This window comes from Shimia sp. Alg240-R146, assembly GCF_947331465.1.
Classification (GTDB): domain Bacteria; phylum Pseudomonadota; class Alphaproteobacteria; order Rhodobacterales; family Rhodobacteraceae; genus Shimia.
Window position 1 is genome coordinate 1559152 of sequence record NZ_CAMZOK010000001.1, and the last position, 26754, is coordinate 1585905.

A 26754-nucleotide genomic window follows, 5' to 3' on the forward strand; every position below is an offset into this window, starting at 1 on the left:
CGCTTTTTCTATTGTTGGAAGACTGAACCGCAACGTCGTATTGGGCGTAATAGAAAGCGTAATTGGCATTTGGCCAGATCAACTATTAGGTTAGACAAGCGCAATGGACGCGAAAGGCGGTTGGATCATGAATATGCAGACTCCGAAAGCACATGATGAGATCACACGGGACGACGCAGCTGCGGCGCTCGAGAAGCTGCGCGCTTGGGCTGCTGACGCGTCAGTTACCGAGATCGCCGAGCTGGATCCGGCCATTGCCCGTCTCTTGCCCGATCAGCCCAAGGCGAATTATCCGGCGCTGTCGCGCGCATATGATCCGGAGTTTGCGGTCACGCCCGAGTACCGCGCGACGTTGCCGGACTTGCAGAACGGTCCATCAAGCCTGATCAAAGGCGAAAAGCAGCAGATCCAGCACGTCGGCATCTCGAATTTCCGCTTGCCCATCCGGTTTCACACACGGGACAATGGCGACATTGCTTTGCAAACCAGTGTCACCGGCACGGTTAGTCTTGAAGCGGATAAGAAGGGCATCAACATGTCCCGCATTATGCGCTCGTTTTACAAACACGCAGAAAAGACGTTCAGTTTTGAGGTCATGGAGGCCGCTTTGGCGGATTACATCACTGATCTGGAGAGTTTTGATGCGCGGTTGCAGATGCGGTTTAGCTATCCGATGAAGATCATGTCGCTACGCTCTGAGCTGGAAGGGTATCAATACTACGACATCGCCTTGGAAAAAGTGCAGCAGGACGGTGTGCTGCATAAGGTGATGCATCTGGATTATGTGTATTCGTCGACATGCCCATGTTCGCTGGAGTTGAGCGAACATGCGCGGTCAGAACGCGGGCAGTTGGCGACGCCGCATTCGCAGCGATCAGTCGCGCGGATTTCGGTAAAGGTCACCGACGGCATGTTGTGGTTTGAGGATCTGATTGACCTGGCGCGCGCGGCAGTGCCGACCGAGACACAGGTTATGGTCAAACGCGAAGACGAGCAGGCATTTGCCGAGCTCAATGCAGCCAACCCAATTTTTGTCGAAGACGCGGCGCGGCTTTTCTGTGAGCAGCTCAAGGCCGACCCGCGGATCGGTGATTTTCGCGTGATCGCGAGCCATCAGGAAAGCTTGCACAGTCATGATGCAGTGTCAGTATTGACGGACGGGCGGTTTTTTGAGGCACAAAGCCTTGATCCAAAACTGTTTACCACTCTGTTCCATGTTGGCTGAGGGTTCGGTCCTGCCAAAAGGCGTCGCGACCGGTCTTTAAGGGGGCGATTTCGCAGATCTTCCCCAAGGGCAAGGCGAAAACCGCTGTTTGAGGCCATGGATCACGCTTGACAGGGGCTAAGAGTGCGGCCAACCCTGCGGCCATGCTGGACCTGAGACCCGTTGGATATTTGATTGGCATGTTGGTGGCCAGCCTTGGGCTGACCATGCTGTTGCCGATGGCGGTTGATCTCTATGATGGGGACGCCCATTGGAGCGCGTTTTTCTTTAGCGGATTGATTTCGTTTCTGATTGGCGGGCTTGTGGCGCTGTCATGCCACAATGCGCGGGCCTCGCGTCTGACGTTGCAGCAGACCTTTTTGCTGACGACCGGTGTTTGGCTGGCGTTGCCGATGTTTGGCGCGTTGCCGTTTGTGCTGGGCGCCACCGAGGCGCGGGTGGTGGATGCGTTCTTTGAAGCCATGTCAGGTCTCACGACCACCGGCTCGACGGTGTTTTCCGGCCTTGAGGATTTGCCACGCGGGATCCTGTTGTGGCGTGGGTTGCTGCAGTGGCTGGGCGGTATTGGTATTATTGTTGTCGCAATGGTGTTCCTGCCGGAGTTGCGGGTTGGCGGCATGCAGATCTTCCGCAGTGAAGGCTTTGATACGCTTGGAAAAATTCTGCCGCGTGCGACAGAGATTTCCAGCCGTATTTCGATCATTTATCTCGCGCTGACGGGCATTTGCGCGTTGGCTTATGCGATCACTGGTATGGGGAAATTTGACTCGCTTGTACATGCGATGACGACCATCGCCACAGGTGGGTTTGCAAATTACGACGCCTCCTTCGGGGCCTTTGGGGCCGGGGCAGAGTACGTCGCGGTTGTTTTCATGTTTCTTGCGGCGTTGCCGTTTGTGCGGTTTGTGCAGTTGACCGCCGGCAGCGCTAAACCGCTGTTTCTCGACAGCCAGATCCGGACGTTTTTCTTCGTGGCGGGCTCCATCGTTTTGATGCTGGCGTTGTGGCAAGTCATGGTGATGGGCATTCGGTCCGAAGAAGGCCTGCGCAAGGCGCTGTTCAACTCGATCTCGATCATGACCGGCACCGGCTATGCCAGCGCGGATTATATGTTGTGGGGCGGGTTTCCGGTTTCGGTGCTGTTTTTTGCCGGGCTGATTGGCGGCTGCGCGGGATCGACGGCCTGTTCGATCAAGGTCTTTCGTTACCAGCTGTTGTTTGCGTCGATCAAAGTACAGATCCGCAAAATTCAGCACCCAAGCGGTGTGTTCATGGCGACCTATCAGGGGCGCAAGATCGAAGATGATGTGCTGAGCTCTGTGATGAGCTTTTTTGTGTTCTTCACAGTGTCGCTTGGGGTTTTGGCCGTGTTGCTGGGATTGACCGGGCTGGATTTCACTACAGCCCTGTCCGGCGCGGCGGCGGCTTTGGCAAACATCGGACCCGGCTTGGGAGATATCATCGGACCAGCGGGCAATTTTGCGACACTTAACGACTCGGCCAAATGGCTTTTGGCGGCGGGCATGTTGATTGGCCGTCTGGAGCTTTTGGCGGTCTACGTACTATTCACAGTTCAATTCTGGAGGGCCTGATGGGTCAAAAAGATGAAGCGATGCGCCCCTTGGGAGCGCAGATCTCGCATATGTTGAAATCACGCGGTGTGGACGTGATTTTTGGCATTCCGGGTGTGCATAACGTCGAGATGTATCGCGGCATCGAAGAAGCCGGCATCACCCATGTTCTGGCGCGTCACGAGCAGGGGGCGGGTTTCATGGCGGATGGCTATGCGCGCGCCAGCGGCAAGCCGGGGGTGGCTTATGTGATCACCGGCCCCGGGCTGTGCAATATCATGACGCCGATGGGGCAGGCCTATTCCGACAGCGTGTCGGTGCTGACGATATCCAGCTGTCTGGATGAGCACGTGGGCCATCGCGGCCAGTTGCACCAGATGCGGGATCAGCGCGCGGCGGCGGCGACAGTCTGTGACTGGTCAGAAGAGGCGCGCACGCCTCGGGCGGCCTATGATTTGATTGATCGGGCATTCACCGAGTTTGAGAGCCAGCGGCCACGATCCAAGCACATTCAAGTGCCGATTGGGTTGCTGGGCACGATGGCGCCTGAGGCACCAGAGGCGCGGCCCGGCGCAATGGAAAGCCATTCAGCGTTTGCCGCAGGCGATGTGCGAGGCGTGGCGCAGGATCTGGTAACTGCCAAAAAGCCTCTGTTCATCTTGGGCGGTGGGTTGGCGGCGTCTGGTCAGGCGGCGGGGCTTCATATGCGGCAATTGCTCTGCAGAAGCGGTGCGGCTGCGTTCATGACCTATGCGGGCTCGGGCCTATTGGCATCTGATGACGAAATGAGCTTTGGCACCTATCTGGGGCGCGGTGAAAGCAAACGGATTATTGGCGAGAGCGATCTGGTCATCGCAATTGGCACAGAGTTGAGCGAGAACGATCTGTGGCGCGATGAGTTGGGCCACACAGGACGTCTGGTGCGGGTGGACATTGATCCCGAAGTGTTGGCGGACCGGCACCGGGCTGACACCACGTTGCAGACGGAGGCGTTTGCCTTTGTATTGGCGCTAAAGGCCGCGATGCCAGAAAATGATGTCGCGCCCAAATGGGCGGCAAAAGAGGTTGCTGCGGCCAAAGCGCGGTTCCGTGCCGAAAGCGATGCGGAGAGGCCAGGTATCGCGCGTATCTGTGATGCGCTTCGCCATGTAATGCCGCAAGATGCGATGATTTATTCCGACATGACGCAGTTTGCCTATGTCGCTAAAGAAGTCTGGGATCTGGACCGGGCGGGCCATTGGCACCACCCCACGGGATTTGGCACGCTGGGCTACGCGTTGCCGGCCTCCATTGGCGGCGCGATGGCGCGACGGGGCAAACCGACGGTGTGCATCGCAGGCGACTATGGGTTTCAGTACACAGTGCAGGAATTGGGCGCGGCGGTGGAGATGAAGCTGCCGATCCCGATCTTGTTGTGGGACAACCATAAGCTCAAGGAAATCGAGGACAGTATGGTCGAAAGCCAGATTGCACCAAATGCGGTGGTCGCGCTGAACCCGGATTTTTGCAAGCTGGCAGAGAGCTATGGCTGTTTGGCGACGGAGCCTGCGACATTGGAAGAGTTGCAGGGCGCGTTGAGCAAGGCCTTTGAGGCGGACCGGCCGACAATGATCCGCATGACGGCAGCGATGTCGTAGGCACCGGCAAGGCGCTTTGGAAGCAAAAAAGGCGATGTCCGCATCTGGTGTTGGTCACAACAATCCCAGAAGCGGACATTGGGCCGACTGCGGCGAAATCTCACTTTGAGCCCATATTGACCAATGCTGCAACTTGTATGAATGGCTGCTTCGCTTGGCGAAGACGGAAAGTTCGGTTTCGCAAAAGTTAGAAGAAAAGCGGCGATGCCAAAACTGACACCGCCGTTTTTTGCTCGCATTGCTACATCTAGTTCGTGATGATTTCTGGCCCCATGAACGTATTTGGCAGTATGGTCGAAATCCACGGCACATAGGTCACCAGGATCAAGAAAACAAAGAGCACCGCGAGGAATGGTAGTGCCGCACGCACTACGCTCATCATTGGCATACCGGCGACACCGGAGGTAACAAAGAGGTTCAGTCCAACCGGAGGTGTAATCATACCGATCTCCATATTGACGACCATGATGATGCCGAGATGGATCGGATCAATGCCAAGCTCGATCGCGATTGGGAACACCAGTGGCGCTACGATCACCAGCAGTCCCGACGGTTCCATGAACTGGCCGCCGATCAACAGGATGATGTTGACGACTATCAAGAACATAACCGGCCCGAAGCCCGCAGAAAGCATCGCATTGGCGATATGTTGTGGGATTTGTTCGTCTGTTAGAACGTGCTTCAAGATAAGCGCGTTTGCGATCACGAACAGCAACGTGACTGTCAGCTTGCCGGCATCGAACAAAGTGCGTTGTGTATCTGGATGGAAAAACGCGGTCACGATGGCCCATGGGCGGCTCCGCAACGGAATGCTGCCGGGGGTTTCGTTCACCGCTGCAGCGGAAAGACTACGTGGCTGTCTATCTGCGAGTGGCCCCATATCCTTGTAGACGAACGTCGCGATGAAGAACGCATAGACTGCGGCGACTGCGGCCGCTTCGGTTGGGGTAAAAATGCCCCCGTAGATGCCGCCAAGGATGATGACGATCAGGAAAAGTCCCCAGCCCGCCTCACGGCCAGAGGCAACGATTTCGCCCCAACCCTGCCACTCACCCTTGGGCAAATTCTTAATTCTTGCGATGACATAAATGGTCGTCATCAGCATGAAACCGGCTAGCAATCCGGGGATGACCCCAGCCAGAAACATACGACCGACTGAAACCTCAACCGACGCAGCATAGACCACCATCACGATGGACGGTGGGATCAAGATACCCAATGTCCCTGCTGTACAGATGACGCCTGCGGCAAAGTCTTTGGTATACCCGACCTGTCGCATACCTCCGATCACGATGGTTCCGATTGCCACAACAGTCGCAGGCGAAGATCCTGAAAGAGCCGCAAACAGCATACAGGCGAAAACGCCAGCAATTGCCAGCCCACCGGGCAGGTGCCCGACACAGGCAATTGAGAACCGAATGATCCGTTGGGCAACGCCGCCTGTCGTCATGAAGGAAGACGCTAATATAAAGAACGGGATAGCGAGCAGGGTATAGTGCCCCTCAAACGCGCTGAATAGGGTTTGTGCCACTGATGCCAGTGAGCTGTCTGAATAGACCAACAGAAAAAGAACCGATGACATGCCAAGCGAAATGGCAATCGGAACACCGATCAGCATGAGGCCGATGACCATTGAAAAGAGAAGTGCGACTTCCATTAGCTTTCTCCCTGCCTCTGTTCGCGGATTTCTTGAATTTCGTCTTCAACCTCGTGGCTGGCCACAACGCGGTCGGTTTTGCCAGACCAAAGCGCCCAGCCAGCTTGGACAAAGCGCAAAAGTAACAGCGCCATTGATAATGGCAGAACAACGTAGGGCAGCAGGCGGGGGATTTTTTCGTAGCTTTGGCCGTCGTTGAACACGGTTTCCATCCAGCCCAAAACAGCGGGATGCGGGATGTCATTGACCTCGTACCATCCCTTGCCGCGGAAGCTCTCCTCAAACCCAAGCGGGAACCAGCGCCCATCGGTGCCAGGAAGGTTCGCGAAGTTGGCCCAGTAGTCCCATGCGCCTTTCAACATTAGAAAGCTAAAAGCGATACAGACGGCAACCGCAGCCAGCCCCATCATGCGACGTGGTTTTGGTGTCAGTGCATTGATGACGATGTCGACGCCCAAATGCGCGCCTTTCTTGACCGCATAGGATGCACCGAGTAGAACGAGCCAACCGAACAAAAAGACGGTCAGCTCCAACGCCCAAAGAATATTCTGATTGAAGCCGTATCGCATGACGACATTGGCGAATGTGATTAATGTCATCACGCCAAGGATGCCCGCAATTAGGGTCTCTTCTATCCGATCAATGAACGATCTCGTGTGATCCATGTCGGACCTCCCTTTGCGTGCCGAGGGCAGATCAACCGCCCTCGGCTACTTCTGATTTAGGTGCCGCCGTTGAACGACTGTGCCGCGTCGATCATGTCTTGGCCGACGTCGTCAGAGAATTGCTCCCAAACCGGTTTCATCGCATTGACCCACGCCAAACGTTCTTCTGCTGTGAGGGTGCGCACCTCGCCACCGGCATCGATGATGGCCTGACGATTGGCCTGGTTCACCGCAAAGGACTCTGCGTTTCGAAGCTCTGTGACTTCATCCAAGATCGTCAAGAATTGGTCACGGACATCGGCATCCAAGCCTTCAAGCCAATCGACATTCGTCACGACCAAATAGTCGATAACACCGTGGTTGGTTTCGGTAATGCCATCCTGAACCTCGAAGAACTTTTTGCCATAGATGTTGGACCAAACGTTCTCTTGGCCGTCGACAACGCCTTGTTGAAGTGCGCCATAGACCTCTGAGAAGGCCATCTTTTGCGGCGCGCCACCGATCGCTTCCATCTGCGCGACAAGAACGTCGGATGACATCACGCGGAACTTGAGCCCGTCAGCGTCTGCTGGTGACATTAAAGGAACATTGGCGGACATTTGCTTCATGCCATTGTGCCAGAAGGTCAGACCCTGAAGACCTCGGTTCTGCATGCTGTCTAGCAGTGCCTGCCCAGCCTCAGATGCTTGAAACGCATCAACAGCCTCGATGTCTTCAAACATGAAAGGCAGGTCGAAAATACGGAATTGCTTGGTGAATTTTTCAAACTTTGACAGCGACGGTGCGGCGAGTTGAACGTCACCCTGCAGTAGCGCCTCTAGCACCTTGTTGTCATCATAAAGGGTGGAGTTCGGAAAAACCTCCATACAGGCTGTTCCGTCCATCTCGGTGTTGACGCGCTCGGCCAGCAAAGTGGCCGCGATGCCCTTGGGGTGCTTGTCTGTGTTCGTGACGTGGCTGAACTTGATGACGATCTCGCCTTCGTCGCAAGCCGCGAAAGCTGACGAAGCACTTGTCGCCAATGTCAGGGATAGTGCAGTGGTTAGCAGAAATTTCATGGTATCCTCCTCTGATCCGGTTCGCGGCACCATGCGATGCTGCAAATGTCGTTAAAGACTATCGAGGTTTCACATGAGGATTAGTCGGCATTACTGATCAGATTTGCCGATTAAACCTTTTGATTTAATCTGAGATAGTGGATAAAAATTCATGTCCTCAGGGGGATCGAAATGTTCAAGGACTTCGTGGAAGAGCGTATCGTAGGCGATGGTGCGACCCTGTTCCTCCGCCGCGCAGGACCTGTCGGTGCGCCGCCGCTTGTTCTATTGCATGGGTATCCGCAGACGTCCGCCATGTGGCACGGTGTGGCCCCCATTCTGGCCCGTACGTTTCAGGTTATTTGCCCTGATCTGCGCGGCTACGGTCGGTCTGACAAGCCAGCGTCCGATGCAGCACACGCGCCTTATGCAAAGCGGGCTATGGCGAACGACATCGTCGCTGTCATGCGGCGCTTGGGCCACGAGCGGTTTCTTGTTGGTGCCCATGATCGCGGTGCGCGGGTCGCGCATCGGTTGGGTCTGGACCATCCTGACCGCGTCTCAGCCATGGCATTGCTCGACATCGCTCCGACCCGTGAAATGTATGCCGGGACAAGCGCCGGATTCGCACAGGCATACTGGCACTGGTTCTTTCTGACACAGCCTAGCCCGCTACCTGAACGCATGATCGGTGCAGATCCTGAAGGGTTCTGGAAACTGAAATGCTTCAATCAGGCACGCGGCGATAATCCGTTTTCACCTGAAGCTTTGGCAGAATACCTAAGTGCCTTCGCAGACCCCGACGCTATTCATGCAAGCTGTGAAGACTATCGGGCCGCCGCCACGATCGACATCGCACATGATGATGCGGATCAGGGCCGCAAACTTCGCATGCCCGTTTTGACCCTTTGGGCGAAACGTGGCGTGATTGAGACGTGCTTTGACGCGCTTGCCCTATGGCGACAGCGGGCTGAAAGGGTTGAGGGCGAAGCGCTCGACACCACACATTACATGGCCGAAGAAATCCCGGATGACATAGCTGCGCGCATGTCGGATTTCTTTGCCCGCAACCCAATTCACGCAAAGGCAACCGCATGAGCCGGACACTTTATGACAAACTGGTCGACGCCCATAAGGTGTGCGATCTGCCAGATGGCGACATGCTGATCTATGTCGATTTCCACATCATGAATGAATACACCAGCCCGCAAGCCTTCTCGGGGCTCGACGCAAAGGGCTTGGACGTTTGGCGGACCGAGGCGCATCTTGCCGTGGTCGATCATGTGAACGCAACCCGCAGCAATGAACCGCATGATAAGGCTTCCAAGCTCCTAATCGACAATCTGGAATCCAATTGCACCAAGCACGACATCGCTTTTTATGGTCTGGGCGACCCGCGACAGGGCATTGAACACGTCGTGGTTCCCGAACAGGGGTTGGTCATACCCGGCATGTTAATTGCCTGCGGTGACAGCCACACGACAACCTATGGCGCATACGGCGCGCTGGGGTTTGGCATCGGCACCTCGGAAGTGGAACATGTTCTGGCAACCCAAACGCTACGCTACAAACGTATGAAAACGATGCGTGTTTTGATCGACGGCGAAACCGCACCCGGCGTGACGGCGAAAGACATCATCATGAAAGTCGTGCAAGTCGTGGGCGCTGGCGGGGCCAATGGATTTGCGGTGGAGTTTGCAGGTTCCGCCGTTCGCCACCTCGACATGGCCGGACGCATGACCGTTTGCAATATGGCGGTTGAGTTAGGCGCGCGTGCGGCTTTGATCGCAGCGGATGAGGTCACCGAAGCGGCATTGCAAGGCCACTCTCATAGCGGTCGGTTTGCGTTCTACGGGGAGAGTTGGCACAGCGACCCCGAGGCCGTCTTTGACAATGAGGTCGCAATAGCAGGGGGCGATATCGAACCGCTGGTCACATGGGGCACCAGCCCGGATCAATCGGTGCCGATCACTGCACATGTGCCGGTCGCGTCCGACTATGTCTCGCCGAAAGCCAAGGCCGCTTTGGCGCGGTCGTTGAATTACATGGGGCTAACCGAGGGGCAGTCAGCCCAGTCGATCGCAATCGACACGGCCTTTATCGGTTCTTGCACCAACAGCCGGATTGAAGACCTGCGCGAGGCGGCCAAGATACTCGAAGGTAGGAAGGTCGCGGTGGGCGTCGAAGCCATCGTCGTGCCCGGCTCTGCCATGACACGGATCAAAGCCGAAGCCGAAGGCCTGCGCGCGATCTTTGAGGCTGCAGGTTTTGAATGGCGACCCGAGGCGGGCTGTTCCATGTGCCTTGCAATGAACGACGACATCGCCATGGATGGTGAACGCGTCGCATCATCCACCAACCGAAATTTCGAAGGCCGACAGGGTCGCGGCGCACGCACGCACCTTATGTCACCTGCAATGGTCGCGGCGGCTTCTGTCGCGGGGCATCTGGCAGATGTGCGAAATTTCAAATGAAAGACCAACAGATGAAAAAGATGATCAAAGGGATCGCAGCACCTTTGCCGCTGGCCAATGTCGATACTGATGTGATCATGCCCAAGCGGTTTCTGATCACGATCACCCGCGAAGGATTGGCGGATGGCACATTCGCCGATTTGCGCTTTGACAATGCTGGGGGTCCTCGCCCAGACTTTATCTTGAACAAAGCACCTTGGACGCAGGCCAATATTTTGGTTGTCGGCGACAATTTCGGCTGTGGGTCCAGTCGCGAACATGCTGTCTGGGGTATGCGCCAACTTGGGATTGATGCCTGCATCGGCACAAGTTTCGCCGGTATTTTCTACGACAATGCCCGCAAAAACGGTTTGGCATTGCCGATTGTCTCGCCGGAGACGCGGGACTTGCTTTTGCAGGCCGCAGGCAACGGTGCCGAGATAACAATCGACCTTAGTGGCCGCACGATCACAGCTGGTGACATTCGCGCGCCATTCGAGATGGACGCCGCGACACAAACAGCGCTGATCCGAGGTCGCGATGATACGCTAGACTCGTTAGAACATGCAGGTGCGATCCGAGACTATGAGGCGGGATTGAAAAGCCAGATGCGGGTCAGCGTCATCAAATAGACCAATAAGGGAACACAGATTGGATATCAGACAGCTGGAATGCTTCGTCGCCGTGGCGGAAGAACTTCACTTCCGGCGAGCAGGCGAACGTTTGGGGCTAAGCCAATCGGCTCTTTCTGAACGGGTCTCTGCGTTGGAACATGAACTTGGTGCGCGACTGTTTTTCAGAACGACACGGCAGGTCAGCCTGACCCAAGCTGGGTCAGAGTTCGTCCAGGATGCCAAAAGGATACTTGCCGATATCGAAAGGGCGGTCTCAAATGTTCGCCACACCGCCGAGTCTGACCTACGCCACATCCGTGTGAGCGGGGTAGATGAGGCGATTTCGATGCTGCTGCCCAAAGCTCTGCTAGCTTTTCGCAGGACGGACCCGAAGGTTCACGTGCAGGTACTGGAAACCTCATCTTCTGAACAACATTCGCAAGAGTTGATTGGCCATCGCACCGATGTGGCCTTTGTCAGAACGCCGCAGCAAGACGATTTCATCACCAGTGAACTGCTTCACCGGCAGCCGGTTTTGGTGGTTCTTGCGGATACAAACCCTCTTTCAAGCTCTGTGTCTCTATCGGCGTCCGATATCGTCGACCAACCGATCGTGGGCTACCCCAAACACGCACGCCCAATCTTGCACGAAGCATTATGGAGCGGCTTTCGCCGAATAGGCGCGCAGCCCAACATTGTCTGTGAGATTATTGATAAGTCCACAATGTTGCAGTTTGTAGCTCAGGGCCTCGGAATCGCATTGGCACCTGCTTGGGTCCGGAATATCGCCCCCTTAGGTGTTTCCTTCGTCCCATTTGAGCCATGTGAAAACCTCATTGACCTATACGTTGCATTTCGCAAATCGGGAAATTCAGACACCGTCAAAAGATTCGTCGATGCAGTTAGAAAAACCACGGTCTAAGGGTCCGAGACCGTGATTTTCCTCGATGGTATGGTACCGCTGTTCAATGCAGCACTTAACAAACGCGCGGCCGCCAAACTCTGGAAGCAGCCGTTAACAAAGAAAGCGTCAAAGTCTGGAATGTCCGCTGACCGGACCTTCACGCACGTTGCAGCTTAAGGCAGCTTTGAGCTGGGAACTGCCGCTGGTTCAAGTTTGGCGAACAGCAGACAAGTCCCGCTCAGCAGACGTAAACCCAGTTCGCAGTGACTGACGGATTTCCCGTCCCCAACACCAATTGTGGACATACCCAACAAAAAAGGCCCGAGGCGGAAACCTAGGGCCTTTCTCAATTTGACGACGGGGTGCTTACCAGCAGCTGACGAGAACAGTCATACCACTGGCTTGCTTGGTCAGGTCTTCGGGCGCCAGTGCGGAGCCGCCATCTGCCACCTGAGCGGTGATGCCTTCCTGTTCCAGAAGCGCGCGGATCGCGTCTGCATTGACGGCAAAGTTAACTTCGACCGGCAGCTGCTGAGCGCCATCCGTTGCGCGGGGCAGCAACATGCCCAATACGGAGCCTGCGGTGTCAAACACAGGACCACCGGCATCACCCGGCTGTGGCGCCAGAGCGAGGCGGGCCAGTTCCTGTTCGCCGCGCAATCCGCGCACGTCAGACAGCTGGCCAAAGGTCATCGTGGGTGCGCCAAGCACGCCCTCGTAGCTGTAGCCGGAGACTGCGACATCGGATTTCAGACGCGGTGCTCCGGACCGCAAAGCAGCGACGCCCATCGGTGCCAAGCTCGACTTCGGGCTCAGAATGGCGATGCCCAACCCTTCGTCGAGGTAGCTCACTTCGGCGTCATAGTCGCCTTCTATGGTGATTTTTTCACAGGCATTCACGGCCTCGATTGTGGTGACCACATGACCGGTGCTGTCGACGAAGAAGCCGGAGCGCGACAAGCGCGGTTTGCGCACTTGCAGGCCTGCGATCAGGTTGATGCTTTGCGCTGTTTCGTCACCTGCGGCCGGATCCAGAACGCCGTCGATGCGTTTAAAGCTGGCTTTCATTTCGTCCAGAATGCGGGTGCGGCGCTCTTCGTCGCCGGCGGGCCAGACAAGGGTAAAGCCCTTGATCTCACCATCCTCAAGGCTGGCTTGCGTATAAGAGATCACGTCGGCGTTTTCACCAACCAAGGTGAAGGACGATTTGAGACGTTCGCGCGGGCCATTCAGCGGCACAACTTCGAGCGTCTGCATGATGTCGTAAAGGCCAAAGAGCGTGTTCTGATCGCCCGACTGGCTGATCATCAGCACCGTGGCAGGCAGATCGCCTGAGGCCTCAAAACGCACAAAGGGGTACTCGGTGGCGGCTTTGCCCACAACACCGGTCGGGATCTGCATCTCGATACCTGCGTCTGTGCTGGTCACCAGTCGCAAGTCCATGCCTTTAAGCACGGCAAGGTATTGCTGACGGATGGTGTCGCGCTGACGGGTGGTCATCACGCCTGTGGGTTCGGCGCCATTGTCAGCCTGCCACGCGGCCATAGAGTTGCGGGTGCCGCGACCAAACGCGCCGTCGATGGCGGAATTATAATAGCCGCCCCATTGCAGATATTCCTGCAGGCGCTTTTTCTCGTCCCGAGTCAGTGCGGCCTCAGAAGCGCGGGCTTCGCGAACTGTTTCGTCCGGCTCTTGCGGAGCTTGTGTAGCAACTTCGGCCTCGGCCGGTTGCTCGGATGGTGCGGGTTGTGCCTCAGCCACTTGTGATGTGGCAGGCGCGACACCGTTGAGCAGGTTGGCGCCAACCGGCCAGAATTGGCTGCGGTAATCGCCGCTGCGCGCGATATAGGCGTCGATCGGGATCAGCCCCTCGGAGCGGTAGACTTGCAAAACGCGTTCGCCGTCTTCGCGGCGGTATGGCCCAAGCGCGACGGCGTACCATCCGCCGCCAAGCGAAAAGCCGTTCACATCCTGCATGCGGGTGGCGTAGCCGCGAATGCGGTCTTGGGCCACGGTCAAGCTGGGTTGGGCTTCGAGTTGCACCCAAACGGTGTCATCAGAAGATTGTGCCATAGCGGCGGAAACGGAGAAGGTGATTGAAAAAATCAGCGACAGAAGTATGCGCAACATGTTCGGAGAAGCCCCTGGAACTCATGACGTTATTATTGTCCGCCCTATTTATCAGGTTCCACGCACGTTGCACGTCTATTTTGCGTGAAGGCCCAATTGACCCCAAGGGCGAGTGCGCATAAGCAAGACCCGCGTTTCCAGAGGGACCAAGCATGACACAATTTGACGGCAAACCCCGCAGCTTCCAGGAGATCATCCTGCGTCTTCAGGCCTATTGGGCCGACAAGGGCTGCGCGATCATGCAACCTTATGACATGGAAGTGGGTGCAGGCACCTTCCATCCGGCGACGACCTTGCGTTCCCTGGGCAGCAAATCATGGGCCGCGGCCTATGTGCAGCCGTCGCGCCGTCCGACCGATGGGCGCTATGGTGAGAACCCGAACCGCTTGCAGCATTATTACCAGTATCAAGTGTTGATCAAACCGAGCCCGCCCAATTTGCAGGAGCTGTATCTTGGCTCGCTTGCGGCGATTGGCATCGACATGGAGATGCACGACATCCGTTTCGTCGAGGACGACTGGGAAAGCCCGACGCTTGGCGCGTGGGGGCTTGGCTGGGAAGTCTGGTGTGACGGTATGGAAGTCAGCCAGTTCACATATTTCCAGCAAGTTGGCGGCCATGACTGCCACCCTGTGTCTGGCGAATTGACCTATGGTCTGGAACGTCTGGCCATGTATGTTCTGGGCGTGGATCACGTGATGGACATGCCGTTCAACGATCCACAAACCGAGATCGCGCTGACTTATGGCGATGTGTTCCGCCAGACCGAGCAGGAATACAGCCGTTGGAACTTTGACGTGGCCAACACGGATGTGTTGTTCAAACAGTTCGAAGAGGCCGAGGCGGAATGCGAAAAGATCCTATCGCTGGATCACGAAGACCCCAAGACCGGCAAGCGCATCATCATGGCGCATCCCGCCTATGATCAGTGCATCAAAGCCTCGCATCTGTTCAACTTGTTGGACGCGCGTGGCGTGATTTCGGTTACAGAACGTCAGGCTTACATTGGCCGCGTGCGCGCGTTGGCGAAACAATGCGCGGATGCGTTTGTGCAAACCGAAGCTGGGGGATACGCTGCGTGACGGGCAAAATCCTAGGAGTTTTCATCGTGTTGTCAGCTTTGGTGGGAGGTACGGCCCTCTATTGGCTGCAGGTTTACGGGTTTTATGAGCCCGTCGAAGTGTCGGGCGCGAATGATGACGTGCAACTGACGCTGTTGGTGACCGGAGAGCCGGAGCCAATTTTGTACGAGAATTTCAAAGCCATCGACGCAGACAGTTCACCGATCCGCTATCGCGCGTGTTTCACAACCAATATGAGCGCTGCTCTGTTGACCGAGACATACGAGATGATCGAGCATGCCGAACCGCGCAACGCGCCGAAGTGGTTTGATTGCTTTGACGCCAAAGAGATCGGCACCGCATTGGAAAACGATGAGGCGCTGGCCTTTATGGGCACAAAAGACGTCATGTATGGCATCGACCGGCTGGTTGCGATTTTGCCGGACGGGCGCGGGTTTGTCTGGCACGAGATCAACGAATGTGGTGAGCTTGCCTTTGACGGTAAGCCGTTGCCAGCGCATTGCCCGCCACAACCAGAGAGATAAGCCCATGGCCGACCCGATTGTCATACCGGAATTCATTACGGCGACGCTCGGGTTTGCTGTGTTTTTGCTGGGTGCCCGGCTGACACGCAACGTGGCCTTTTTGCGCAACTTCAACATTCCGGAACCGGTGACGGGCGGGTTGATTGCGGCGATCGTTTTCACCCTTGTGTCGCTCGCATTGGGTGAGGCGTTTCAATTCGAACTGGAAGGGCGGGACTATTTCCTTGTGCTGTTCTTTGCCGGTATCGGGCTGAATGCGCGGCTGAGCGATCTGGTGGCGGGCGGGCGACTTTTGGCGCTTTTGTTGTTGCTGACGTTTGTCGCCATCGTGGTGCAAAACGGCATCGGCGTCGCCAGCGCATTGCTGTTTGATTTCCCGCTGCAGTCGGGGGTGCTGTTTGGCTCGGCGGCCCTTATTGGTGGGCATGGAACGGCCATTGCTTGGTCCCCGAATGTGGCTGAGGCGACAGGTTTTGCCGGCGCGCCAGAACTTGGTGTGGCGATGGCAACAATGGGATTGATTGCCGCCGCGTTGGTGGGCGGGCCGATTGCGCGCTATCTGGTGGACCGGCATAAGTTGAAATCCACCGCCGACGAACATGATGACGTTGTGGGCATGTCGTTTGAGGACGAGGACACAGAAGATAGCGATATATCGCATGAATCGTTGATGCGGGTCTTGTTGATGCTGCATCTGGCGATCCTGCTTGGTTATCTTCTGCATGAGGCGCTCGAAGGCGCTGGCCTGTTGTTACCACTGTTTGTGCCGTGCCTGATTGTGGGCATCGTTCTGGGAAATCTGCACAGCCGGTTCTTTCCAAAAGACGTGCAGGTCGCACGCACGCCAACATTGGCGGTCATGTCTGAATTTGCGCTTGGTACATTTCTGGCGATTTCTTTGATGACTTTGGACCTGCTGACGCTGGGTGGTTTGGGTGTTGCCATTCTCGGCACGATAGCGCTGCAGACGGTTGTGACTGTGGCGCTGGTGATCCTGCTGCTCTTTCCGCTTTTGGGACGGAACTATGATGCGGCGGTGCTGGCGTCTGGATTTGCCGGCTTTTCGCTGGGTGCTACGCCGACAGCCATCGCCAATATGACCGCCGTGACCAAACATTATGGCCCTGCACCCATCGCGTTTGTGGTTTTGCCCTTGGTTTCGGCCTTTTTTGTGGATATCGCCAACGCTGTCGTCATCCAGGCGATTATGAACTTCTAAGGATCCGTCATGCCCGACTTGCTGATCGAACTGTTTTCCGAAGAAATCCCCGCGCGCATGCAGGCGCGGGCCGCTGATGACCTGCGCAAAAAGGTCACAGACGGATTGGTGGAGGCCGGTTTGACCTATGGCGGAGCGCAGGCGTTTTCGACGCCACGCCGCTTGACGCTAGCACTCGAAGACCTGTTGGCAGAAAGCCCGACCATCAAGGAAGAGCGCAAGGGCCCCAAAGTTGGCGCGCCCGAAAAAGCTCTGGAAGGTTTTTTGCGTGGTGCAGGTGTAGCGCGCGACGCGTTGGAGGAACGCGACACCCCCAAAGGCGCTGTGTATTTCGCAACGATCACCAAGCCGGGCCGTCCTGCTGCTGAGATCGTGGCAGAGGTGTTGGAAGATGCGATCCGCAACTTCCCTTGGCCCAAGTCGATGCGTTGGGGCGCGGGCAGCTTGCGTTGGGTGCGTCCGTTGCATTCGATCTTGTGCGTGTTGTCTTCGGAAGAGGGCCACGAGGTGGTGGCAATGGACATCGATGGCATCACATCCGGTGACACCACCGAAGGCCACCGCTTTATGGGCAGCGGCCGGTTTGTTGTGCATGGCTTTGAGGATTACGAAGCCAAGCTCAAGCGTGACCGCGTAATTCTGAACGCCGAAGACCGCGCCGAAACGATCTGGTCCGAAGCGACCAACATGGCCTTTGCACAGCGCATGGAAGTTGTTGAAGACAAAGGTCTGCTGGCAGAGGTTGCCGGTCTGGTGGAGTGGCCAGTCGTGTTGATGGGAGATATTGCCGAGGACTTCCTTGGGTTGCCGCCGGAGGTGTTGCAGACCTCGATGAAAGAGCATCAGAAGTTCTTTTCTGTGAAAAACCCCAAGACCGGCCGGATTGAAAAATTCATCACTGTGGCCAACCGCGAAACTGCGGACAGTGGCAAAACCATTCTGGCGGGTAACCAGAAGGTGCTGTTTGCGCGTCTGTCAGATGCGAAGTTCTTTTGGGAAAACGACGTTCGCGTTGCCAAAGGCGGCGCGGCGGAGTGGCTTGAAAGCCTTGAGAATGTGACCTTTCACAACAAATTGGGCAGTCAGGGCGACCGCATCGGTCGCGTGGCGTCGCTGGCGGCGGAATTGGCGCCGGTAGCACAGGCAGACGTGGATCTCGCGGACACCGCCGCGCGCTGGGCCAAGGCTGATCTGAGTTCTGAAATGGTGTATGAATTCCCGGAACTGCAGGGCTTGATGGGCCGGTATTATGCCGAGACCGTAGGCCATCCGGCGGAAGTCGCGGCGGCGGCAGAGGAGCACTACTCTCCGCTTGGACCCTCTGATGATGTGCCAAGCGCACCGGTGTCGGTGGCAGTCGCGCTGGCGGACAAACTGGATACGCTGACCGGATTTTGGGCGATTGACGAGAAGCCGACGGGCTCGAAAGACCCATTTGCATTGCGTCGCGCAGCGCTTGGCGTGATCCGGTTGGTTCTGGAGAACGGATTGCGGTTGAAACTGGATGCACATTTTGAGCACCAGTTGCTGCGTCATGAAGCACATCAAAGCGAAGACGATTTGCTGACCGATGCGCTGGCCAAGGATTTACAAAACGAAATCGCCGACCACGGCGTTTTGGGGGCGGTGTTTCATACGGTCAAAGCCGCTGTGGATGGCGAGTTGCCCAAGCACATTGAGACCCTGCGGGACAGTCTGCCTGATACGTCTGGCGATTTGTTATCGTTCTTCCACGACCGTCTCAAAGTCTACCTGCGCGATCAGGGCATTCGCCACGACGTGATTGATGCCTGCATTGCGATGCCGGGCAATGATGATCTGACGCTGTTGGTGGCGCGCGCGCGGGCGTTGCAGGACTTTATGTCCACCGAGGACGGTGAGAACCTGTTGCAGGGCTTTAAGCGGGCCAACAACATTCTCAGCCAAGCCGAAGAAAAAGACGGCGTCGAGTATTCCTATGGTGCGGATGTGAAATTTGCCGAGGACGACACCGAGACCGCGTTGTTTGTCGCACTTGATAGCGCAGAAGCGGCGATCTCTGCGGCCATCGAGACTGAGGATTTCGCGTCAGCCATGGGCACCATGGCCTCTCTGCGCGCGCCGATTGATGCGTTCTTTGAAGCCGTGCAGGTCAACAGCGACAACGAAGTGGTGCGCCGCAATCGTCTGAACCTGTTGTCTCGCATTCGCGGCATTTGCCTGCAGGCGGCGGATTTGACGCGGGTCGAAGGCTGACACTTAAGTCGCAGCGGGGCAGCAAAGGCTTGCCTCGCTGGCTTTCCAGCGTATTCTGCGCTCTCAAAGCGAGGTGCCGCAGTGCAGCAGAACGATCCTGACATCACCCTGATTACACCAGAGGCGCCGGTGGCGGTTGCCACCCATGGCGGGCGGGCAAAGTGTTTGCAGCGTCTGGTGCGGCTGGACTTGCCGGTGCCGGCCACTGTTGCGCTTTCTTTCGGAGCGGTACATCAGATCGCGGCAGGTGAGACACCCGACATCGCGGAGATTTCCACGACGTTTGAGGATGGTCAGTTGCTGTGCGTGCGGCCCAGTTCGGAAGATCCGGATTGGGGTGGACCCGGAGCGATCCTCAACATCGGAATGAACGCGGGGCGCCATGCGGCCTTGTCTGACGAGATCGGCGCGGAGACGGCGACGCGTCTTTATCTGAAGTTCATTCAGTCCTATTCGACCCATGTGGCGCGACTTGATCCAGACATCTTTGATGACATTGATCCGCGCAGTGCGGGCGCGTTGCAAGATTATCTGGATGCCTATGAGGATGAGGCCGAAGAAGAATTTCCGCAGGATCGCAATGTGCAACTGGCTGGCGTATTGAAGTCGATGGCGCGGGCATGGGAAGGCACAACTGCGCGCCTGTTGCGGCAAGCCAAAGGCGCACCTGCGGATGCCGGTCTGGGACTGGTGATCCAGTCGCTGGCGTTGGGCGTCGGCAATGGTGAAAGCGGATCTGGCGTGTTGCAGTTGGTGGACAGCGGCAGCGGCTATCCGCAGATCACGGGACGCTATTTGAGCCAATCCCAAGGACGGGACGCCATGCAAACTGGTGCCGAGGCGCTTTTTCTGCAGGCGGATGATCGTGGTCCGTCGCTGGAAGAACATGCGCCGGAGGTGTACGCCAAGCTTCAGGAATACGCTGCGCTGATGCGGGTCAAACTGCGCGAGGAAATGCAGATTGAATTCACGCTGGAAGACGGCGTGATCCATATTCTGGATGGCGTACGGGTTAGCCGGACTGCGCGGGCAGCGGTGCGGATTGCCGTGTCGTTGGCGCAAGATGGTGTCATTCCACAGCAGGAAGCGGTGATGCGGATCGAGCCGCGCGCGTTGAACGAATTGTTGCACCGCCAAGTGGATCCCGCGGCAGAGCGCGACATGATTGGAGACGGCATCGCTGCCAGCCCCGGCGCGGCGACCGGAAAAATAGTCTTTACGGCGGCCGAAGCGCAGGCCAGCCAAGCCCGTGGTGAAGCTTGTATTCTGGTGCGTCGAGAAACCAATCCTGAGGATATTCGCGGCATGCACGCGGCAAACGCTGCACTGACGGAACGCGGAGGTATGACCAGCCATGCGGCTGTGATTGCGCGTGGATTGGGGCTGCCTTGCGTTGTTGGGGCGTCGAGCCTTCGGTTTCAAACGTCTAAGAAGCGGCTGCTGGCGCAGGACGGACGGGTGTTCAACGAAGGCGATGTGATCACTGTGGATGGCACCAACGGGCAGGTGCTGGCTGGTGAGCCGTTGATGATGGAGGCTGCATTGGATGAGAGCTTCCAGACGCTGATGAGCTGGGCCGATGAGAGCCGCGACATCGGTGTGCGCGCGAATGCCGATACGCCTGCGGATGCGCGCACGGCGTTGATGTTTCAGGCCGAAGGTATCGGGTTGGCGCGCACGGAGCATATGTTCTTTGAGGCGGACCAGCTGATTGCAATGCGCGAAGTCATCTTTGCGGATGATCCGGAAGGACGCAGTGTTGCCTTGCAGGCATTGTTGCCGATGCAGCGTGAAATGTTCGTCGAACTGTTCACGATCATGGGCAAGCGGCCTGTGTGCATTCGTCTGTTTGACCCACCGCTGCATGAGTTTTTGCCCACTGACCGGGCTGGCTTGCGTGATCTCGCGGAAGCGTTGAACCTGCCGCTCAGCGATGTCACGCTGCGCGTTGAGGAGCTTGGTGAATACAACCCGATGCTCGGTATGCGCGGGGTTCGGTTGGGCATCACCGTGCCAGAAATCCTTGATATGCAGGCGCGGGCGATTTTTGAGGCGATGCTGGATGCCGCTGGTGAGAATGAGCCGGTTGTGTCGGAAATCATGATCCCGCTGGTGTCTGCCAAGCGCGAGGTGGAGCTTGTCAAAACCCGCATTGATGCGGTGGCAGCGGCGGTTCGCACGGAACGCGGGCGCGACTTTGATTACCGTCTTGGTGTGATGGTCGAGACACCGCGCGCAGCGTTGCGTGCAGAAGACATTGCGCAGCATTGCGAATTCTTCAGCTTCGGGACCAACGATTTGACGCAGATGACATATGGGTTGTCACGCGATGATGCCGGACGGTTCATGTCGCCTTATGTGCAGCAGGGCGTCTTTCCCGAAGATCCGTTCCACACGCTGGATCAGGAAGGCGTGGGCGAATTGCTGCGACTTGGCGCAGAACGCGGTCGCAAGGCGCGGCCTGATCTGACATTGTCGGTTTGTGGGGAGCATGGTGGCTCACCCGAATCGATTGCGTTCTGTCGCACCATCGGCATGGACTATGTGTCGTGTTCGCCGTTCCGGGTGCCGGTGGCGCGACTGGCGGCGGCTCAGCTGGCAATCCTTGACAAAATAGAGTAAAGACAAGCGCTTAGGTGGTTTGTGGTTGGGCGAGTTCATTCCGCCATTTACCAGAAACAGTCCAAATGTTTACCATTTTAGCATTTTGCGCTAATACAGCCCGCGTTGCTATGCGGGGGGCTATCCGCATTTTAATTCTGTGAGGTTGATATGCGGACCGTATTTACTGCCATTTTGGCGGCGACATTGTCGACGTCCATTGCTGCTGCTGACACGTCGGCGACGGGTAAAGATGGCGCGGAACAGCCAAAGACGATCGTGCTTTTTGACGGAAAATCGCTTCGGGAAATTTTTGCGCCGAAGAAAAACGCGCCAACCAAGATTACCTATAGCCGTGCATTTGTTGACAGCCTGCCCAAGGTCGAGACCAAGCTGCGCAGCGACGCGGTGGTTTGTCTGGCGGAAGCGCTTTACTTTGAAGCTCGGGGCGAAAGTGTCAAAGGGCAGTTTGCCGTGGCTGAGGTCATCATGAACCGTGCCGAGCATGGCAGTTTTCCTGACAGCGTTTGTGGCGTGATCAAGCAGGGCACCGCGTCTGGGCGTAAATACCAGTGTCAGTTCACCTATAATTGCGATGGCGTCACCAACCGCATCCACGAAAAAGACGCCTATGAACGTGTTGTGAAGGTTGCGCATGTGTCGCTGGATGGTGCGCCGCGCGGATTGACGGATGGCGCCACGCACTATCACACCAAAGCGGTGAACCCGCGGTGGTCACGGACGTTTCCGCGGACCACGACCATTGGGGTGCATCATTTTTACCGGATGCCGACGCGCCTGACGCAAAACTAGGCTAAACTTGTCGATGTTACGCGATGGCGTTGCTTTGGCTTGCGGCGCGTGACGCCTTTGGGCTATGGCGTGCCGCCTGTGGCTCTGTTATGGCCGCGACCGGACCGTAGTTTGGCAGAACAACACAACATGGGAACGGCGTCATGACCAACGAAATTCGCCTCGCGTTTGCACATCCATCTGAGCGCTCGGAAGCTATGGCTGACGGGGTGCCACTGGACAGGATTTCGTTGCGCGATCACATTGTGGAAGTGGAGATTGGCGCGTTTCAAGCCGAACGCGGTACCACGCAACGGGTGTGTTTCAATGTGGTGGTCGAAGTACGCCCGATTTCAGCGCCGGTGGACGACGATGTGGACCGCATCCTGTCTTATGACCGTGTGACGGACGCGATTGCTTTTGAGTTGGCGGCGGAGCGGCTGAACCTCTTGGAAACTCTGGCGGCGCGGGTGGCCGACCGTATTTTGCTTGAACCGCAGGCAATGCAGGTGTTCGTACGTATTGAGAAACTCGATCGTGGCCCCGGTGCCTTGGGGGTCGAGATTGTGCGCAGTCGCACGGCCCATCTGGCACCGGTTGAAGAGATCGAAGAAGAAGCCGCACCGCATCCGCGCGTGGTTTATGTGTCCAATGCAGCGATGGCTGTCGCGCATCTGACCGGCTGGATTGATCAGCTTGAGGCAAAAGGTGCGCCATTGATTTTTTGCGTGGGCATGCCGGATATCGATGTGACGCAAACTGGCCATGTGATGACCCAACGGCGGGTTGATTTGCTGGCGATTGAACAAAACGCCTGGTGTCTGGCGGCGCGGGACGAACGCTGCGTTGTCGTTGCGACGCGTACCGAACTCGATTGGGCAATGAAAAACGGGCAGATTTGCGTGTGGGCACCGTCCAAAATTGTCTTGGATTCCGTCGAAGGCCCCGGCGATGTGGCGCAGACAGATGGCCTTGCTCTCAGCCAGTGGTTTGCGGCCGAAATGGATGCGCTCCAGCTTTGCGTGATCGGTGAGGCGGCCCCCGAAGCGGGCGATGTGCCCGTACGGGCCGTGGCGTTGGAACAACGGACGCTCTGAGCCTTGAGTTTTGCCGCGTTTGGCCTCATTGAACCAACATGACGACCTATTTTCGCGCGATCCCGCAAACCGACGCCGCCCGACCTGACACAGCGTTGACGCTTGCCGGTGGATGGTGCTGGTTCTCTAATGTCGAAGTTCTCGAACGTGGGCAAGCGCCGCGTGTTGCGCCTATTGCCGAGGTGCCAAAGGCTGTTTTGGCGCGCATGACAGCGCAACGGGTGGCGGTGGCCGGTCTCGTTATGGCGACGCCTCAAATTATGGGCATCCTCAATGTCACGCCTGACAGTTTTTCCGATGGCGGGCAGCACGAAGGCGCCGAAGCGGCACGGGTGCATGCCACACGCATGATTGACGCAGGCGCGACCATCATTGATGTGGGCGGCGAAAGCACGCGGCCCGGCGCGCAAGAGGTGGTGGTAGACGCGGAAATCGCACGCACGGTTCCGGCGATTGCCGAGATCCGCGCAGAGAGCGATGTGCCAATCAGCATCGATACCCGCAAGGCTGTTGTCGCGGCAGCGGCGTTGAAGGCGGGCGCGACGTTGATCAATGACGTGGCCGGATTTACCTTTGACCCCGCCTTGGCGACATTGGCGGCGGAGAAAGGCGTGCCGGTGTGTGTGATGCACGCGCAGGGGGATCCGCAGACGATGCAGGCTGATCCGCAGTACGACAATGTGTTGTTGGATGTTTATGACTTTCTTGAAACACAAGTTGAGGCCCTTGTGGCGCTCGGCATTGAGCGCACTCAGATCGTCGTGGATCCCGGTATCGGGTTTGGCAAGACGTTGCGCCATAACCTTGCCTTGTTGGGCCGGATCAGCCTTTTCCACAGCCTTGGATGTCCAGTTTTGTTAGGTGCGTCGCGCAAAAGGTTTGTCGGGACGATCGGCAAGGCACCGCTTGCCAGTGATCGCGCGCCCGGTTCTATTGCCGTCGCGCTTGAAGCGGTGGCGCAAGGCGTTCAAATTGTGCGTGTGCATGACGTGGCCGAGACCGCGCAGGCGCTGGGCCTTTGGTGGGCCGTGACGACAGGAGATTTTGATGACGCGTAAGTTCTTTGGCACCGACGGGGTTCGGGGCACAGCAAACATTTATCCGATGACCGCTGAAATGGCGCTGCGCATTGGCACCGCGGTGGGGCGGTATTTTCGCAACGATGGTACCAACCAGCACCGCGTGGTAATTGGCAAAGACACGCGGCTTTCCGGTTATATGTTTGAGAACGCGCTGACAGCGGGGCTGACCTCCACTGGAATGAACGTGTTTCTTCTGGGGCCGGTGCCAACGCCGGCGGTGGGTCTTTTGACCACCAGTATGCGCGCCGATTTGGGGGTGATGATTTCCGCCAGTCACAATCCTGCGCAGGACAACGGTATCAAGTTTTTCGGGCCGGACGGGTTCAAGCTGTCTGATGAAGCCGAGCTTGAGATCGAAAAGCTGATTGAAAGCGGTGTTGAGCCGGCACAGGCCAACAACATTGGCCGCGCTACGCGGATTGATGATGGCCGGTTCCGCTATATCGAGCGGGTCAAAAGCTCATTGCCACGGGCGTTGCCGCTGTCTGGCATCAAGGTTGTCGTAGACTGCGCCAACGGTGCGGCTTATCGCGCAGCGCCTGAGGCGTTATGGGAACTTGGGGCCGAGGTGATCCCTGTTGGCGTGTCGCCGAACGGGCTGAACATCAACGAGAACTGCGGGTCTACCCATCCGACTACGGCTTCTGAAACAGTTGTGGCGCATGGTGCGGATGTGGGCATCTGTCTGGATGGGGACGCGGACCGCGTGATGATCATCGACGAAACCGGCCGTGTGGCGGATGGCGATCAGATCATGGGTCTGTTGGCGGCGCGTTGGGCGGAAAGCGGGCAGCTTAAGGGCGGCGCGTTGGTGGCGACGGTGATGTCCAACCTTGGGCTTGAGAAATTTCTAGACGGCAAAGGCCTGCGCCTGGAACGCACCGCGGTGGGGGATCGCTATGTGGTTGAAGCCATGCGTAAGGGCGGGTTCAACCTTGGCGGAGAACAGTCCGGCCATATCGTGATGACGGATTATGCCACCACTGGCGACGGGCTGATGGCTGGGTTGCAGTTTGTGGCCGCTATGGTCGAAACCGGCAAAAAGGCGTCTGAGTTGGCACGTGTGTTTGAAACCGTACCGCAGATGCTCAAGAACGTGCGTTACGGAGAGGGACAGGCGCCGCTTGAGACCGCGGCCGTGCAAGCGGCAATTTCCAGCGCTGAGAGCGCCCTTCAAGGCGCAGGTCGGCTGTTGATCCGCAAGTCCGGCACTGAGCCCTTGATCCGCGTGATGGCGGAATGTGAGGATGCGCAACTGTTGGAGCGGACGGTCGACAGTGTGGTGGATGCCGTAAAAACAGCAGTGACTTAAGATCTGCGACTTCCGAGAAGGCCACGCAGGCTGTTCCATTGGCTGACGGCGAGGCCTGTCAGCACCAGTGCCAGCGCGATGAAAAAGCGGAATGGTAGGTCTTCGGACAGGACGACTGCGCCGAAGATCATCGACCATATCGGCACCTGATAGTTGACCAATGTCATAAAGACAGAGCCAGCGGTTTGGATCACTGTAACCCGCAAAAGTGTTGCGGCGGCGGTTGGGATCAGACCGAGGAAGAGGATGGCCGTGCCGGTTCGTGCGCCTTGCCAAGTTGGTATGCCGTCCACGATTAGCATTAGAGGCACCAAAGGGATGGCGCCGATAAGCAGCGTTAGCGCCGCAAGCACCAATGGATCGATTGGCGGGCAACGGCGTGTGAGGGTAGAGGAAATGGCGTAACATAGTGCGGCTGCGAGGCAGGCGATTTGCGCGAGTGGTTCGGCGCCGGTGCCGATGGCCGCAAGGCCGGGGCCGATCAATACAAGCGCGCCGGAAAAGCCGACCAGAACGCCAACAAGGCGGCGCGGGATCAGCTTTTCGTCGGAAAAGAAATGCGCCAGCGGCAGGACAAACAAAGGCACAGCTGCCATCGACACGCCTGCAAAGGCCGAAGCGACATGCGAGATGCCCCAGCTGAGAAGCACAAAGGGGATGGCGGTGGAGAACAAGCCGATCCATGTGATGCTTGAAAGCAACCCCGGTGTAAGCGTTGGAATTTTGCGCCCTGTGAGAGGCAGCAGCGCCAGCAATCCCAACGCGCCTAACACTGTGCGCGCGCAAGCGACCGTCAGCGGGGGGTAATCTTCGAGCGCGATGGCCATGACCATAAACGTGCCGCCCCAGACGAGGCCGAGCAACAATATCATCAACCAGCTTTGCGCTGTGGGTGTTGGAGCGGTCTGTGGGGTCAT

Annotated in this window: 21 protein-coding genes; 16 read left to right on the plus strand and 5 right to left on the minus strand. The window is 57.3% G+C overall.

Annotated elements, in window-relative coordinates:
• Nucleotides 1-127: 127 nt before the first annotated feature.
• The 3 genes from folE2 to PG871_RS07545 all read left to right on the plus strand — a co-directional run bounded on the left by folE2 (nt 128) and on the right by PG871_RS07545 (nt 4433).
• Nucleotides 128-1225, plus strand: coding sequence for a GTP cyclohydrolase FolE2 (gene folE2 / locus PG871_RS07535; RefSeq protein WP_270727886.1), 1098 nt, complete (start codon nt 128-130; stop codon nt 1223-1225).
• 143 nt (nt 1226-1368) lie between these two features.
• Nucleotides 1369-2817, plus strand: coding sequence for a TrkH family potassium uptake protein (locus PG871_RS07540; protein WP_270727889.1), 1449 nt, complete (start codon nt 1369-1371; stop codon nt 2815-2817).
• Nucleotides 2817-4433, plus strand: coding sequence for a 5-guanidino-2-oxopentanoate decarboxylase (locus tag PG871_RS07545; RefSeq protein ID WP_270727891.1), 1617 nt, complete (start codon nt 2817-2819; stop codon nt 4431-4433). The genes PG871_RS07540 and PG871_RS07545 overlap by 1 nt, the downstream gene beginning before the upstream one ends.
• 247 nt (nt 4434-4680) lie before the next feature.
• Here the strand turns inward: PG871_RS07545 and PG871_RS07550 are convergent, their stop codons facing one another.
• The 3 genes from PG871_RS07550 to PG871_RS07560 are packed head-to-tail and all read right to left on the minus strand — an operon-like array spanning nt 4681 to nt 7813.
• Nucleotides 4681-6090, minus strand: a complete 1410-nt coding sequence (locus PG871_RS07550) for a TRAP transporter large permease (protein ID WP_108816869.1) — start codon at nt 6088-6090, stop codon at nt 4681-4683.
• A complete protein-coding gene (locus tag PG871_RS07555; RefSeq protein WP_108838290.1) occupies nt 6090-6755 on the minus strand; it encodes a TRAP transporter small permease in 666 nt (221 codons plus the stop codon). Before PG871_RS07555 ends, PG871_RS07550 begins: the two co-directional genes overlap by 1 nt.
• A 56-nt stretch (nt 6756-6811) precedes the next feature.
• Nucleotides 6812-7813, minus strand: a complete 1002-nt coding sequence (locus PG871_RS07560; RefSeq protein WP_108816905.1) for a DctP family TRAP transporter solute-binding subunit — start codon at nt 7811-7813, stop codon at nt 6812-6814.
• 171 nt (nt 7814-7984) lie between these two features.
• On the opposite strand from PG871_RS07560, the gene PG871_RS07565 reads away from it, so the two are divergent.
• Genes PG871_RS07565 through PG871_RS07580 form a run of 4 tightly spaced genes read left to right on the plus strand, consistent with a single transcriptional unit; the run spans nt 7985 to nt 11781 of the window.
• Nucleotides 7985-8890: an alpha/beta fold hydrolase gene (locus PG871_RS07565; RefSeq protein ID WP_108838289.1), complete on the plus strand. Its 906-nt coding sequence runs from the start codon at nt 7985-7987 to the stop codon at nt 8888-8890.
• On the plus strand, nt 8887-10266 hold the full coding sequence (gene leuC / locus PG871_RS07570; RefSeq protein ID WP_108838288.1) for a 3-isopropylmalate dehydratase large subunit: 1380 nt from the start codon (nt 8887-8889) through the stop codon (nt 10264-10266). Before PG871_RS07565 ends, leuC begins: the two co-directional genes overlap by 4 nt.
• On the plus strand, nt 10263-10877 hold the full coding sequence (gene leuD, locus PG871_RS07575) for a 3-isopropylmalate dehydratase small subunit (protein WP_108816873.1): 615 nt from the start codon (nt 10263-10265) through the stop codon (nt 10875-10877). The genes leuC and leuD overlap by 4 nt, the downstream gene beginning before the upstream one ends.
• Nucleotides 10878-10896: 19 nt before the next feature.
• Nucleotides 10897-11781 carry a LysR family transcriptional regulator gene (locus PG871_RS07580; RefSeq protein WP_108816874.1) on the plus strand — a complete coding sequence of 295 codons (885 nt, stop codon included), beginning with the start codon at nt 10897-10899 and terminating at the stop codon, nt 11779-11781.
• Nucleotides 11782-12129: 348 nt separating this feature from the next.
• On the opposite strand, the gene PG871_RS07585 is transcribed toward PG871_RS07580, so the two are convergent.
• Complete coding sequence (locus PG871_RS07585; protein WP_270727911.1) at nt 12130-13893, minus strand: serine protease; 1764 nt, start codon at nt 13891-13893, stop codon at nt 12130-12132.
• 152 nt (nt 13894-14045) lie between these two features.
• On the opposite strand from PG871_RS07585, the gene PG871_RS07590 reads away from it, so the two are divergent.
• From PG871_RS07590 to glmM, 9 genes are all read left to right on the plus strand, one after another.
• Nucleotides 14046-14975, plus strand: coding sequence for a glycine--tRNA ligase subunit alpha (locus PG871_RS07590; protein ID WP_270727913.1), 930 nt, complete (start codon nt 14046-14048; stop codon nt 14973-14975).
• Complete coding sequence (locus PG871_RS07595; RefSeq protein ID WP_270727914.1) at nt 14972-15499, plus strand: DUF6446 family protein; 528 nt, start codon at nt 14972-14974, stop codon at nt 15497-15499. The genes PG871_RS07590 and PG871_RS07595 overlap by 4 nt, the downstream gene beginning before the upstream one ends.
• A gap of 4 nt (nt 15500-15503) precedes the next feature.
• The gene (gltS, locus tag PG871_RS07600) at nt 15504-16718 is read left to right on the plus strand and encodes a sodium/glutamate symporter (protein ID WP_270727916.1); all 1215 of its coding nucleotides are present in this window, start codon (nt 15504-15506) and stop codon (nt 16716-16718) included.
• A gap of 9 nt (nt 16719-16727) precedes the next feature.
• Nucleotides 16728-18953 carry a glycine--tRNA ligase subunit beta gene (glyS, locus tag PG871_RS07605; RefSeq protein ID WP_270727918.1) on the plus strand — a complete coding sequence of 742 codons (2226 nt, stop codon included), beginning with the start codon at nt 16728-16730 and terminating at the stop codon, nt 18951-18953.
• An 81-nt stretch (nt 18954-19034) separates the two neighbouring features.
• Nucleotides 19035-21575, plus strand: coding sequence for a putative PEP-binding protein (locus tag PG871_RS07610; protein ID WP_270727920.1), 2541 nt, complete (start codon nt 19035-19037; stop codon nt 21573-21575).
• A gap of 150 nt (nt 21576-21725) precedes the next feature.
• On the plus strand, nt 21726-22367 hold the full coding sequence (locus PG871_RS07615; RefSeq protein WP_270727922.1) for a cell wall hydrolase: 642 nt from the start codon (nt 21726-21728) through the stop codon (nt 22365-22367).
• A 143-nt stretch (nt 22368-22510) separates the two neighbouring features.
• Complete coding sequence (locus tag PG871_RS07620; protein ID WP_270727924.1) at nt 22511-23443, plus strand: dihydroneopterin aldolase; 933 nt, start codon at nt 22511-22513, stop codon at nt 23441-23443.
• Nucleotides 23444-23481: 38 nt separating this feature from the next.
• On the plus strand, nt 23482-24501 hold the full coding sequence (gene folP / locus PG871_RS07625; RefSeq protein ID WP_270727926.1) for a dihydropteroate synthase: 1020 nt from the start codon (nt 23482-23484) through the stop codon (nt 24499-24501).
• Nucleotides 24491-25837 (plus strand): phosphoglucosamine mutase, encoded by a 1347-nt coding sequence (gene glmM / locus PG871_RS07630; RefSeq protein WP_270727929.1) that lies wholly within the window; start codon nt 24491-24493, stop codon nt 25835-25837. Before folP ends, glmM begins: the two co-directional genes overlap by 11 nt.
• Here the strand turns inward: glmM and PG871_RS07635 are convergent.
• Nucleotides 25834-26754: a DMT family transporter gene (locus tag PG871_RS07635; RefSeq protein ID WP_270727931.1), complete on the minus strand. Its 921-nt coding sequence runs from the start codon at nt 26752-26754 to the stop codon at nt 25834-25836. The genes glmM and PG871_RS07635 overlap by 4 nt on opposite strands.